At 58.9% G+C, this 13,123-nt stretch carries 12 protein-coding genes; 3 read left to right on the plus strand and 9 right to left on the minus strand.

The window, feature by feature from the left end; genetic code table 11:
* Window positions 1-13: 13 nt before the first annotated feature.
* From M8N44_RS00250 to M8N44_RS00260, 3 genes are all read right to left on the minus strand, one after another.
* The gene (locus M8N44_RS00250) at window positions 14-973 is read right to left on the minus strand and encodes an aldose epimerase family protein (RefSeq protein ID WP_022396304.1); all 960 of its coding nucleotides are present in this window, start codon (window positions 971-973) and stop codon (window positions 14-16) included.
* A gap of 34 nt (window positions 974-1,007) precedes the next feature.
* Complete coding sequence (locus tag M8N44_RS00255; RefSeq protein ID WP_022396303.1) at window positions 1,008-1,487, minus strand: outer membrane lipoprotein; 480 nt, start codon at window positions 1,485-1,487, stop codon at window positions 1,008-1,010.
* Window positions 1,488-1,634: 147 nt separating this feature from the next.
* A complete protein-coding gene (locus tag M8N44_RS00260; RefSeq protein WP_022396302.1) occupies window positions 1,635-1,877 on the minus strand; it encodes a hypothetical protein in 243 nt (80 codons plus the stop codon).
* A 236-nt stretch (window positions 1,878-2,113) separates the two neighbouring features.
* On the opposite strand from M8N44_RS00260, the gene M8N44_RS00265 reads away from it, so the two are divergent.
* Entirely contained in the window at window positions 2,114-4,633 is a 2,520-nt protein-coding gene (locus M8N44_RS00265) for a M16 family metallopeptidase (protein ID WP_102721017.1), read from the plus strand.
* Window positions 4,634-5,001: 368 nt separating this feature from the next.
* Here M8N44_RS00265 and M8N44_RS00270 read toward each other — a convergent pair whose 3' ends face one another.
* The 6 genes from M8N44_RS00270 to M8N44_RS00295 form a co-directional block, all read right to left on the minus strand.
* On the minus strand, window positions 5,002-5,322 hold the full coding sequence (locus M8N44_RS00270; RefSeq protein ID WP_012420356.1) for a bactofilin family protein: 321 nt from the start codon (window positions 5,320-5,322) through the stop codon (window positions 5,002-5,004).
* A gap of 34 nt (window positions 5,323-5,356) precedes the next feature.
* Window positions 5,357-5,923, minus strand: a complete 567-nt coding sequence (gene frr / locus M8N44_RS00275; RefSeq protein ID WP_022396300.1) for a ribosome recycling factor — start codon at window positions 5,921-5,923, stop codon at window positions 5,357-5,359.
* Between the two features lie 55 nt (window positions 5,924-5,978).
* A complete protein-coding gene (gene pyrH, locus M8N44_RS00280; RefSeq protein ID WP_022396299.1) occupies window positions 5,979-6,704 on the minus strand; it encodes a UMP kinase in 726 nt (241 codons plus the stop codon).
* A gap of 66 nt (window positions 6,705-6,770) precedes the next feature.
* On the minus strand, window positions 6,771-7,679 hold the full coding sequence (locus M8N44_RS00285; RefSeq protein ID WP_102721015.1) for a mechanosensitive ion channel family protein: 909 nt from the start codon (window positions 7,677-7,679) through the stop codon (window positions 6,771-6,773).
* A gap of 144 nt (window positions 7,680-7,823) precedes the next feature.
* Window positions 7,824-8,867: a hypothetical protein gene (locus M8N44_RS00290; protein WP_102721014.1), complete on the minus strand. Its 1,044-nt coding sequence runs from the start codon at window positions 8,865-8,867 to the stop codon at window positions 7,824-7,826.
* Window positions 8,868-8,980: 113 nt separating this feature from the next.
* Window positions 8,981-9,604, minus strand: coding sequence for a peroxiredoxin (locus M8N44_RS00295; protein ID WP_022396296.1), 624 nt, complete (start codon window positions 9,602-9,604; stop codon window positions 8,981-8,983).
* Window positions 9,605-9,739: 135 nt separating this feature from the next.
* On the opposite strand from M8N44_RS00295, the gene M8N44_RS00300 reads away from it, so the two are divergent.
* Entirely contained in the window at window positions 9,740-11,449 is a 1,710-nt protein-coding gene (locus tag M8N44_RS00300) for an SLC5/6 family protein (RefSeq protein ID WP_180971681.1), read from the plus strand.
* A gap of 103 nt (window positions 11,450-11,552) precedes the next feature.
* Window positions 11,553-13,112: a hypothetical protein gene (locus M8N44_RS00305; protein ID WP_102721012.1), complete on the plus strand. Its 1,560-nt coding sequence runs from the start codon at window positions 11,553-11,555 to the stop codon at window positions 13,110-13,112.
* Window positions 13,113-13,123: the final 11 nt, after the last annotated feature.

Here is a 13,123-nt window from a genome sequence, read left to right on the forward strand (position 1 = left end):
GCGGATATGCCTTTTACCTGACGGTCCAGGTGATATTGCGCGTGGCTGACTGGCCGGGACGCAGGATGACGCTGGGGAAGTGGGGCGTGTTGACGGCATTGGGGAAGCCCTGGGCTTCCAGCGCGATTCCCTGGCGCGCCTGGGGCAGGTATTCCCCGGTATACACCTGGAGGCCGGGCGCGTCCGTCGCCACGATCAGGCGGTGGCGGGATTCCGGGTCCAGAAGGATGGCGGCGATTTTGTCGCCGGGTTCGGAATCCAGCACGTAGTTGTGGTCCAGTCCGGCGGCGGTGTCCGGATGGGCGGCGGAGTTGCGTTCTCCCAGCAGGGCTGCCTTCCGCAGGTCAAAGTCCGTTCCTTCCACGGGAAGGATGCGGCCGTCCGGAATGTTGGTGGCGTCCACCGGGGTGTAGGCGGAAGCCCGCACCTCCAGCGTCATGGAGTCAATGGTGGGCTTGCCGGAAAGGTTCCAGTAGGCGTGGTTGGTGAGGTTGACGATGGTGGCCGCGTCCGCGTACGCTTCCAGCCGGAGGTGGAGGGTTTCTTCCACCACGGTATAGGTGGCTACCACTTCCAGATTGCCGGGATAGTTTTCCTCCCCGTCTGCGGAGTGCAGGGTAAGCACCAGCGTGTTGCGCGTGGCTTCCTGCACCTGCCAGATTTTGCTGTCGAAGCCCTGCACGCCTCCGTGCAGGTGGTTGGGGCCGTTGTTGACGGCCACGGAATGGGAGTCTCCGTCAATGGAGAACCTGCCTTTTGCGATGCGATTCGCGACACGGCCGCAAATCGCACCGCAATAACAGGTGTCTTTCAGCATGTCTTCAAAGTGCTTGGGCCCTACGATCATGTCCATGCCGTCCTTGACGACGGAGATGATGCGCCCCCCGTAGTTGCTGATGCGTACCGTCAGCTTGTCGGAAGACAGTTCAAACAGTTCTACTGGAGCGCCGCCGGGTAAGGTGCCGAAGATCATGCCGGTATGTAGCTGGTCAGTGAAGGAGGGCCAATTAGTAGGCCAGCACGCGGGAACCGTTGTTGCCGATGATCACGCGCACGCGCTGTCCGACCTGGATCGGGTTGTTCCTGCTGGCGACCTGCACGACCGTGTAGTTGCGGGTGCCGTTCCTTTTCTGGTCCAGGCGCACGGTGATGCGTTCCCCGGTCGTGTTGTTCACGGCCTTGTCAATCTGGTTGCCGGCGATGCCGCCCAGAATGGCGCCGCCCGCTGCCGTGGCGTACTTGGCGTTGCCGCCGCCGAACATGGCGCCGGTCAGGCCGCCCGCCACTGCACCGATGCCGGTGCCGGTATTGGCGTTATTGGCCTGGATTTTGACGTTTTCCACACTGGTGACCGTACCGGTATAGGTTTCCTGTGCGCCGCCGATTTCGTTCAGGTTGTAGGCGTTCGGGGAACCGAAGTTGGTGCAGGAGGTGATGGACAGCGCGATGGCCGCACAGCCGATGGTAAGAATGGAAGTCGTTTTCATGATGACAATTTATAAAATGGGTTGAAGGTTCAAATCAAGTAATTTCATGGTCAACGGGACGGACGGTTTTACGCCCACCCGGTGGAGAAAATCCTTGCCGAAAGGGTTCGGCAAGGGTTCGCGTTCATTGTGATGGTTTCCGTGAGGTTAGGCCTTGGGAGCTTCTTCCTTTTTGGAGCAGTCGCAGGGCTTTTCACCTTTGCTGCAGGGCTTGTCGCATTTTTTGCCGCACTTGCCTTCCTTGTCGCATTTCTTGTCGCACTTTTTGTCTTTCTTGCAGCACTTCTGAGCAGCGGGGGCGGAGGAATCGGCCGGAGCGGCGGCTTCCTGGGCGTAACCGTTGACACTGAATGCGAAAGCAAAGGCTGCTACAGCGAGGATCTTTTTCATATGATGATGTGTGAGGTTGGTGTTGTTGATGATAAACGGCACATAATCTGCCGTTCTACGACTGATAGAGTAACAGAGTTTAAGATTTGTTCAAAAAAATGTGCAGTCAGCATGTTTTTTTTAGGAAGGTTTTCGATTCAACTGCGTTTTTTAAAACCGGGGTAAGTCTGACAGTGCCGCGGCGTGGACGGAGCGGCGGCTTGCATGGCCTGCCGTCTTAAGGCACGCTAAGAAACATGAGTTCAGCCAAGGAGCCTGTGACGCGCCGTTTCGGAAACGGTTTGACGGTTTTGATCAAGGAGGACAAGTCCCATCCCGTAGTGTCCCTTCAGTACTGGGTGGGCACCGGGTCCATGAATGAGGGCCACTGGCAGGGGAGCGGCCTTTCCCATTTGCTGGAACACCTGGTGTTCAAGGGAACGGAGCATTATTCCGGGCAGGACCTGGCCCGCAAGGTCCAGGAACGCGGCGGCCACTGGAATGCCTATACCAGCGTGAACCGCACTGTGTATTATATAGACGGCCCTGCGGATTCCTGGCAGATTTTCCTGAACCTTCTGACGGAGCTGGTGTTTTTCCCCACGTTCCCGGAGGATGAACTGGAGCGGGAGAAGGGGGTGGTGCGCCGGGAGATGGCCATGTACGCGGACGATCCCGATTCCGTGGCTTACCAGCTTCTGATGCAGACATTGTATCTCAAGCATCCGCGCCGCTGGCCCGTGCTGGGGGAACCCGCCGCGTTTGACTGCCTGACGCGCCAGGACGTGCTGGATTACCATGCCAGCCGCTATGTTCCGAACAATGTGGTGCTTTCCATCGCGGGAGATGTGGATGCCGCGGAGATTTTTTCCCATCTGGAACTGCTGGTGGAGGATTTAAAGTCCCGCCCCCTGAACCGGGAGCTTATTCCCCATGAACCGCACCAGTTCGGTTCCCGCAGGGTGCGCAAGGAATTTGCCGTGCCTTATTCCAAACTGAACCTTGCCTGGCGCCTGCCCTGTTCAGGCCATCCGGATACGCCGGCTCTTTCCGCCCTGGCCAGCATCCTGGGCGGGGGCCGTTCCGCGCGTTTTTATGAAAAGTTCCACGACCGCCTGGGGCTGGTGTACAGCATTGAGGTGCATTCCAACCAGTCCGAGACTGACGAAGGGGCGTTCACCATCAGCATTGACGTGGACCGCGCCCAGCGTGACAAGGTGCGGGACCTGGTGCTCCAGGAACTGCGGAATCTGGCACAGGAGGATTTTACGGAGGATTTGAAGAGAGTTTGCAAGCAGACGCGGGTCAGCCGCCTGCGCCGCAGGAGTTCCGCCGCCGGAGTGGCCTCGGAAATGGGGGCGGACTGGTTCGGGGCGCGCAATTTGAACCTGTCTTCAGAATGGCAGGAAGCCATTGAACGGGTGACCACGGAAGACCTGCACCGCGTGTGCTCCACCTGGCTGTCCTCCCCGAATGTGACGGAAGTCAGCCTGGATCCCGTGGGCAGCAACGCCGCGGAGGAAGACGGTTCCGCCGCCGGGACGGAAACGGCCCTGAGCGAGCATGTGCTTGGCAACGGCATGAAGGTGGTGATTCGTGAGGACCACCGCCTTCCGCTGGCCTATGCCTGCCTGGCCTTCAAGGCCGGCTGCCGTGCGGAGAATGAACATGACGCCGGGGTGACGGATTTGATGTCCGAATGCCTGCTGAAAGGGACCGCCACGCGTTCTGCAGGGGACATAGCGCGTTTTCTGGAGGACATCGGAGGGGCCATCAATACCTCCACAGGCAACAATTCCCTGAGCGTGGGCTGCCAGATTCTGGCGGAAGACCTGGATTCCGGACTGGAGCTGATGGCGGATGTGGTGATGAATCCCTCCTTCCCGGAGGACGCCTTCCTCCGGGAGAAGGAGTCCTTTGTGGCAGATGCGGAGGAGGATTTGGAAGATCCGCTTTCCGTGGCGTTCCGGCAGGAACGGAAGGTGGCCTACGGCCATGTTTCCTACGGGAATTCCCCGTCCGGCACGCCGGAGAGCCTTTCTTCACTGACAGTGCGGGACGTGAAGGAACAGTATGAACGCATCATCTGCGCCTCCAATGCCGTGATATGCATTTCCGGAGATGTCAGGAAGGAGGAGGTTCTCCCTCTTCTGGAAAAGCGTCTTGGCGGAATGAGGGCCGGAATGCCGCCGGTCCTGACTCCCACGCCCGCGCTGCGCGCTGGCCGGGAGGTGTCCGTGCTGGACAAGCAGCAAGCCGTGCTGGTGGTGGGAATGCCGTGCGTGGACGTGGCTTCCCCGGAAATGGCGCAGGCGCTGCTGTTCCAGGCCTGGTGCAGTGACATGGCCGGTCCCGTTTTCACCAACATCCGGGAGGAAGCCGGGCTGGCCTACTATGCCAGCTCCTCCCTGTTCATCGGCATGGACGCCGGAGGCATCTGCTTCTACCTGGGCACCTCTCCGGAACAACTGGAGGAAGCCGGGCGGCGGCTGGAAAAGACTCTGGAGATGATTCATGAGCGCGGCATGACGGAAGAGGAGCTGGAACGCACCAAGGCGTCCGCCCTTTCCTCCCGCCTGCTGGCCATGCAGTCCAACGGAGCCCTGTGCCAGATGCTGGCTCTGGATATCCTGTTCGGGCTGCCCCTGGATGCGTTTGAACGGCAGACAGTCGCCATCAGGAACATGGAGCTGGACCAGGTGAACGCCTTTATCAAGAAGGTGCTGGACCCCGCGCAGCCGCGTTCCTGGTCCATCGTGCGTCCGCCCCTTTCCTGAGGAAGCGGGATAACGGAGCGGCTTTTGCTCCACCTCCCGTTTTTTGCCCTGTTGGCGGCCAGGTTCCACCGGGGGCCTGGCCTGCCTGCCGCAAAAGTGGGAATCGGCGTTCCGCCCGGGAATGAGGGCCTTCCGGTCCTCATCAAGTGCGGCTGCGGGAGAAAGGGAAGAAAGCCCAGCTTTGCTTCGGACGGACGTAAATGCGAAAGGCGGGAGCCTTCCGCTCCCGGATGGGAGTTTTCCGTCTTTACCGGTTTTTCAAGCGGAGTATTCCTCTTTTTCTGCCGGGCTGCCCTGCCACCGGGCGTAAAAAAGCCGTTCCCTCGCGCAGGAAGGAACGGCTTGATGAAAAAATGAGGTTCGCGGTTTTAACCGATTTCCGTGCGGCCCAGCAGGTGGGCGCCTTCTTCCATGGCGAGGCTGCGGGTCTTCATGTCCCCGACGACGCGGGCCTGCTGCTTGAGTTCGCAGCGGTCGGAGGTGACCTTGCCTTCTACGTTGCCGTAGATGCGCACGTCTCCGGCGGTGATGTCGCCCTTGATCTGGGCGGTTTCTCCGATGGTGACTTTTCCCTTGTCGGAAATGATTTCACCTTCGATTTTGCCGTCGATGTGCATGTCGTTCTGGAAACGGATGGTTCCCTTGATTTCAATGCCGGAGGCGAGGAAGTTTGTTACGTTGTCTGTCATTGTCGTAAAATGGTTGGGGATGGATGGTTCTGGCTCAGATGGTCATGATGTCCTTTTCCTTGACGGCCACCAGCTCGTCAATGTCCTTCACGTACTTGTCCGTGAGCTTCTGGATCTGCGTTTCCAGATCGCGCTGGCCGTCTTCCGTGACGATGTTGTCCGCCTTGAGCTTTTTGGCGGAGTCCATGCCGGCCTTGCGGGCGCCGCGTACGCGCACGCGGGCTTCTTCCGCCTGGGATTTGACAAGCTTCACGAGGTCCTTGCGGCGTTCTTCCGTGAGGGCGGGAATGGGCAGGCGGATGGAGCGGCCTTCCACCAGCGGGTTGAGGTTCAACTTGCTTTCATTGATGGCGCGGCCGATGTCATGGACGGTGCTCGGGTCAAAGGGCTGGATGAGGATGAGGCGGGGTTCCGGCGTGCTGATGACGGCCAGGCCCTTCAGCTTCATGACGGAGCCGTAGCTGGAGACGTGCACGTCCAGGTTTTCAACGAGGCCGGGGGAGGCTTTTCCCGTGCGTACGCCGGAGAATTCCTGTTTGGCGAAGTCCACGGCCTTGAGCATGGATTCCTCCGTTTCCAATATTAATGTTTCTGCGTCCATGATTGTGGTGGGTGCTAAGTGTTTTTTGTAGGTTGGAAAAAGGGGCGTGCGGAGTTCAGCTGATGGTGGTGCCGATGGGTTCCCCGAGCAGGGCGCGCGTGATGTTGCCCGGCGTGTGCATGTCGAATACGATGATGGGCTTCTTGTTGTCCATGCACAGGGTGAAGGCCGTGGAGTCCATCACCTTGAGCTGGCGTTCCAGGCATTCCTGGTAGGAAATGGCGTCAAAGCGCTTGGCGTCGGAAACCTTCTTGGGGTCCGCATCATAAACGCCGTCCACGGAGGTGGCCTTCATGACCACTTCCGCATTGATCTCGCTGGCGCGCAGGGCCGCCGTAGTGTCTGTGGAAAAGAACGGATTGCCGGTGCCGGCGGCGAAGATGACGATTTTATTGTTGTCCAGGTAGGTGCGGGCTTTCAGGCGGATGAAGGATTCCGCCACGTTTTTCATTTCAATGGCAGACTGCACCACGCAGGGGACTCCCGCGCGTTCCAGCGCGCTTTGGAGAGCCAGGGCGTTCATCACCGTGGCGAGCATGCCTACGTAGTCCGCCGTGGCGCGGTCCATGCCGCGCACGCTGGCTTTAGCCCCGCGCCAGAAGTTGCCGCCGCCCACGACCAGGCCGATCTGCACGCCGGCGCGGTGCGCCTGGGCGATTTCTTCAGCAATGCGGGCGACGATTTCCGGGGAAATGTTGTCCATGCTGCCGGGGCTGCGCAGGGCTTCTCCGCTGAGTTTCAGGAGGATTCTTTGATAGGCGGGTGCGGATGTGTCAGACATAGATGCGGATTTTACGCAGACAAGATTGAAATTTCACGGGGCAAAAAGAAAGCAAAAAGAGAGCACCTACTGATTTTTCTCCGCCGTGCCGGAGATTTCCACCTGGATGGGGCTTCTGCTCTCCAGACTGCGGGTGGGGAAGGGGAAGGAAATGCCCTCTGCCGCAAAGCGGTGCTTGATGTCGTGGGCAAGCGTTTTCTGGCAGTCCAGAAAGTTGTCCTTCAGGCACCAGGCGCCGATTTTGAATCCCAGGGAGGAATCCTGGAATCCGGTGAACATGATGACGGGAGCCGGGTCGTCCAGGCAGAGCTTGTTCTGTTTGACCACTTCCTGCAATATGCTCACGACGTGTTCAATGTCGCAATTGTAGTCCACGCCCAGGTCCAGGTCACAGCGGCGCGTGGAAAAGCGGGTGATGTTGCTCACCGGGTTTTTGATGATCATTTCATTGGGTATGCGGACCATGGTGTTGTTCGGCAGCCGGAGCTGGACGGACATGAGGTTGATGGAGTCCACATTGCCGGTGATGCCGCCCACTTCAATCATGTCCCCCAGGTTGATTTGCTTTTCCCCCACCAGGAAGAGGCCGCTGATGATGTTGGACAGGGAGGTCTGGGAGGCGAAGCCGACCGCCACGCCGATGATGCTGGCCGCGCCCAGCAGGGTGAGGATGTCGAACCCCATCAGGGCGAAGGCTTCCACGCCGATGATGATGTAGCCTGCCTCCTTGACTATTTTAACGGTCAGGCGGGACGCCTGGGGGGACATTTTCAGGGCGGTGATTTTCCGGAGCACCTGGCAGAGCAGCTTCAGGAGAATCCAGCTGACCACCAGCCATATCACCACATGCAGGATTTTGGCGCCCACGGACTGCACCATCTCCAGCTTGAGCCAGTCCGGCATGTTCAGAAAATCCATGGTTCTTGTCCAGATATCTTCCCTGGAGGATGCGGCTGCCATGAAATCCATATTCATGCCAAGGATGTAGCAAACACCCCTGTGCGGCTCAAGGGGCGTGCGCGTATTCCTCCTGATTTATGACAGTTCCGGCATTTCCGGAAAGGGAGAGGCCGCGGCCGGGGAGGGGGGATAGCCGGGAATGTGCGCCTTAAAGGGCCGTCAGGTACCGGATACGCGCGTCAAGATAGAGAAAAAGCGGGAGGGCCTGTTCGGAATGAGGTACACTTTTCCTCCGGCGGAAAAGAAAATGACTTCCATGCCCTTTTCCGTCCCCCGGTCCACACGAGCCATTTTCCATTCCCCTGCAGGACTGGCGGACGTATAAACCAGATAAAATTTCAGGGAACCGTCCGGGCCTTTCTTGGCCGCTTTTGATTTATTGGAAAAGTCATACAGCTCTCCCGCCTGGTTCTTCCAGATTCCGTTTAACAGCTGGTCCACCGGTCTGCCCTCGGAATTGAATGGCTTCATGTAATTGTGGATGGCGATCGCTTCCTCCATGCTTCCCTGCTGGGCCAGCTGCTTCTGCCTTTTTTCCACGGCGGCCAGATATTTCCGGGTTAACGGCTGGCACGCCTTGGAGTATTCCGTCAGGAATTCCTGATGCAGGTTGTTCAATCCCGGCTCCGGTGATTTGATGATGTTTTGCCTGCCGTCTTGCAGGGTGAGCCAGTCAGTACTGGAGTCCTTGTAAATCTGAATGATGGTGGAGTCGTCTTTTTTAACCCAGATGCGCAGGGGCTCCCCGGTGAAGACCACTATTTCCCGGGAGGATTTTCCGGGGTCCGCCCACTGGTCCTGGGGCTGGAATGCTGTTTGTTTAATGTCTTTTGAGAACCGCCTCAGTCCGGCATCCAGAAACTGCGTGAATTCGTTGCTGTCCCCGTTCTTTTTCCACGCCTTTCCTATGAAGAACGGGTCGATGGTGTTGGAAGAAGGCGGAGAGAGAATATCTTTTTTGATGTTTTGAAGAACGGATTGTATCTGTTTGGCTTTTTCAAAGTCGGATTGATTGACCGCCTGCTGCTGGAGGGCGAGAAGTTTTTTTGAAAATGCGGGAAGAAGAGCTTCCCCGCGCCTGGTGCAGAATTTTTGATAGGCTGTTTCAAGGTCCCTGATGTTTTCAGGCGCTTGGGCATTTGCGGCCCAGACGGAGCCTGCAAGGGCAGAAATCAACAGGAAAGCCGGCATGAAGTAGTTCATTCCGGGTAAATTAGAACGGAAGGATCCGTTGTCAATACTTATATGTTAGAGAAAAGCGGCAAAAAGGCCGTTCCCCGGAAAAGGGAACGGCCTTGAAATATTGTCGGGGCAGCTTACTTGCTGAGGTAGGAGGCCACGCCTTCGTGGGACGGGGTCATGGCCGCTTCACCCTTGTGCCAGCCAAGGGGGCAGACTTCTCCGTACAGTTCGAAGTGCTGGAGGGCGTCTACCACGCGGATGGCTTCATCAATGGAGCGTCCCAGCGGGAAGTCGTTGATGAGCTGGTGGCGGACGATGCCGTCCTTGTCAATCAGGAAGAGGCCGCGGTAGGCGATCAGTTCCCCGTTGACTTCCACGTTGCCGTCTTCGTCAATTTCCTCGTCTCCGGCCAGAACGCCGTAGTCGGCGGAAATGGTCTTGTTGATGTCGGAAACGATGGGGTAGCTCACGCCCTGGATGCCGCCCTGGTCACGGGGGGTGTTCACCCAGGCCCAGTGGGAGAATTCGCTGTCCGTGGAGCAGCCTACGACGGCTACGTCACGCTTGTCGAATTCGCCCAGGGCTTCCTGGAAGCCGATCAATTCAGTGGGGCACACAAACGTGAAGTCCTTCGGGTAGAAGAACAGGATCACGTACTTTTTGCCTTTGAACTGGTCAAGACTGAAATCCGGTACGATGGTACCGTTTACAACTGCGTTTGCACTGAAATGAGGTGCCGGTTTTCCTATGAGGAGCATGGTCGGTTTTTTGGTTTGGTTCTAAAAGAATGATTCCAAAAAACGAACGAAAGTCAAGTGGCAATGATGCCTTCTCTGTGGCAAAAGGGCCTGTTTTCTCTTGAAAATGAAGCTTTTTTTGTCAGTATTGCCTGCATGTCATCCTCAAAGGCGCAACAAGACGAGTGGTCCGGCAAAATTGGCGTGATTCTTGCTGTGGCCGGGAGCGCCGTGGGGCTGGGCAACTTTCTGCGTTTTCCGGGGCTGGCGGCCCAGTACGGCGGGGGCGCCTTCATGGTGGCGTACGGTCTCATGCTGGTGCTGGTGGGCGTGCCCGTGGCATGGGCGGAGTGGTCCATCGGGCGGCGCGGCGGCCAGATGGGAGCCCACTGCGCCCCCGGCGTATTCTGGTACCTGACCAAGGGGTCCAGGCTGTGGAAGTTCCTGGGGGTGCTCGCGGTTCTGGGCCCTTCCTCCGTGGCCTTTTACTACATGGTGGTGGAGGCGTGGTGCTGCGGCTATTTCTGGAAGATGCTGACCCAGCCGGAGGTATTTGCCACGGCTGAGGGAACGGCGCAGACCTTTTTCAGTTTCACGGGGATGTACGGGGACGGGAGCGCCCTGCTGTCCGACAACGGGCTGCTCTGGATCGTCGGCGGGGTCATCCTGCTGAACCTGGGAATCATTTACCGGGGCATCAGCAAGGGAATCGAGATGTTTTCACGCTGGTTCATGCCGATACTCCTGCTGATTTCCCTGGTGCTGCTGGTGCGCATTTTGTGCATCGGCACGCCGGACCCATCCTATCCGGACCGCAGCATTGAGCAGGGGCTGGGGTATATGTGGAATCCCAGCAAGGTGTTGGTGGAGGAGCAGGACCGGGACAGCGGGGAGTGGAAGACGGTTTCCATGGTGTCCGCCTCCCACCGGGGGGCCATGGATGAAGCCGTGCGGCAGGTGGAAATGTCCGGCGGAACCCGCAGGCTGACCGAGGTGACGTTGTGGGACGGCCTGAAAAACATTGAACTTTGGATAGCGGCGGCCGGGCAGGTGTTCCTGAGCCTTTCCGTAGGGACGGGGCTGATCCTGACTTATGCGAGCTACGTCAGGAAGAAGGAGGACATCGCATTGAGCGGCCTTTCCGCGGCCGCCTCCAACGAGGTGTGCGAGGTGGGCATTGCCGGCATGATGACGGTGCCTGCCGCCGTGGCGTTCCTGGGGGTGGCCGGAGCCGCCGGGCAGGGAACTTTTGCGCTGGGGTTCATGGTGCTTCCGCAGGCCTTTGCCAAGATGGGCTCCAGCGTGATCTTCGGCAGCCTGTTTTTCCTGCTCCTGACCGTGGCGGCGGTTACCAGCTCCATTTCCATGATGCAGGTGGGCCTGTCCTTTATTGAAGAGTTCATGGGGTTGAAACGCAAGATGGCCGTGGTGGTGCAGGGTTTTTTCACGGCCACGGGCACGCTGATCGTCGCCTGGTACAGCGGCAACCTGCTGGCGATGGATACGTATGATTTCTTCCTGGGCACCCTGTGTTTCTTTGTAAGCGCCATGGTGATGATGATTCTGTTCTCCTGGAAGCTGGGAGTGGACCGGGGGCTGATGGATCTGGAAGACGGTTCCGTCATCCGCATTCCCAGAATCTACCGCTTCATCATGAAGTTCGTGACGCCCACGCTGCTGCTGGCGATTTTCCTGACCTGGCTGGCCCAGAACATCTGGGTGAAGCAGGCCGCCCCCATTGAAGCGCTGGGACGCGGGGAGCATGGCGCGGTTATTCCGATGGGCTTTCTGGCGGCCTACACCCTGTTCCTGCTCTTTATCACCATGGCGTCCGGAAGGCACAAGGTGTACCACGGCCCGCGGTAGGCGGGGGAAAACCGGCGCGGATGTCCGTTTATCCGTGGCTTGCGGCAGCCGGAGGTCCAATCCGGAGGCTTGACCGCCGCCGGATTTGATATAGTCTGTTACCATGTCCAGAATGAGGAGGATACGCAGGAAAAAGCCCCGTGCCGGAGGCATTTGGAAAAAGCTGCTGCTGTGGGGCGTGCTGGGGGCTCTGGTGCTGGCTGTGGCGGCGGTAGCCGGCTCCTACCTGTATGTCAGGTCCTATTTGAAGAGTGACGATTTTTTAACCATGCTGGGGCAGTCCGCCGTTGACGACATGAATGTGGATGCCGCCAGGATAGCCCCGCTGGACTGGGACGGTTCCGGCATCCGGTGCGACGGCGTGACGATGGAAGGGCATGAGTTTTTAACCTCCCTCCAGGCAAAAAACATTGAAACGGAGTTCAGCCGCTGGGATTTGCTGAAGCGCGCCTTTGTGATTACCTCCGTGAATATTGCGGAGCTGAAGCTTCAACTGGCCCCGGCGCCCTTCCGTTTCCGGGAAAAGGAAGAGGGACCCAGGAGCTGGGTGGAAAAGAATATCCTGCCGGATACGTTCCGCCTGGAAAAGGGGAGCATTGATTCCCTGTCCGTCTCCTACGGTGTTCCCGGCAGGCTGTACGCCCTGAACGGAACCCGTGTGGAGAGTACCCATGATGCCGGGTCCAGCCAGTACAAGTTTGACGTGCAGGGGGGCAGGCTGCTCCTTCCCTTCAAGGGCTGTCCGGAGTTTTCCCTGATGTCCGGCACGGCGCAGTTCAACCATTCCAGCAGGCGGGTGAACGTTCCCTCCTGTCGCCTGACCACGGATGCCGGCGGCTATGTGGACATCAAGGGGGACTGGGACGGCCTTTCCTCCTCCTGGACGGCGAATATGGTGGTGAACAGCGTTCCCGCCTCTTCCATCCTGGAAAATGACTGGAAGAAGCATGTCCAGGGCAGTGTGAGCGGCGGGGTGGACCTGCGCGGCGGCCGGGACGGCGTGACGCATGTGGCCGGGCTGGTAAGATTGCAGGACGGGATGCTGACCGGGCTTCCCGTCCTGGACAGGCTGGCTCTCTTCTGCGGTTCTTCCAGATTCCGCCAGCTCCCCCTGCACAAGGCGTCCGCCCAGTTCCGCTATAAGGAAGCCGCCTGGCATGTCTCCGACATTCTGGTGGAGAGCGAAAATCTGGTGAGGGTGGAAGGCTGGCTGGAAATCGGAAAAGGAGGCGAGCTTAACGGAAGGTTGCAGGTGGGCCTGCGGTCCGACGGCCTGTGGAGCGCCCTGCCGGGCTTTTCCGACGTGTTTTCCGCTTCCCGCCAGGGAGCCGGAGGCAATCTGGTGTGGGCCAATGTGAACATTGGCGGCACGCTGGACAACCCGTCGGAAGACTTGTCCGCGCGGCTTATCAAGGCGGCGGGAGACCGCCTGACGGAGATCGGCATGGGCAAGGTGGCGGAAGTGGCGGACGTCGCGTCGCGCCTGCTGAACAAGGGGGCCGGGGAAGGCAGGGGGAAGGATGGCACGGAAAAGGGTAACGGGGGGTTCAGGATTCCGGCCGCAGACCAGGTTCCCGCTCCCGTCATGCCCCAGCTTCAGGACGCCGCAGAGAAGGGGCTCAAGACCGGGAGCGACCTGATGAACGGATTGATGAATTTGTAACCTGATTTTTC

Origin of the sequence: Akkermansia massiliensis (assembly GCF_023516715.1) — a bacterium.
In the GTDB taxonomy this organism is placed as follows: domain Bacteria; phylum Verrucomicrobiota; class Verrucomicrobiia; order Verrucomicrobiales; family Akkermansiaceae; genus Akkermansia; species Akkermansia massiliensis.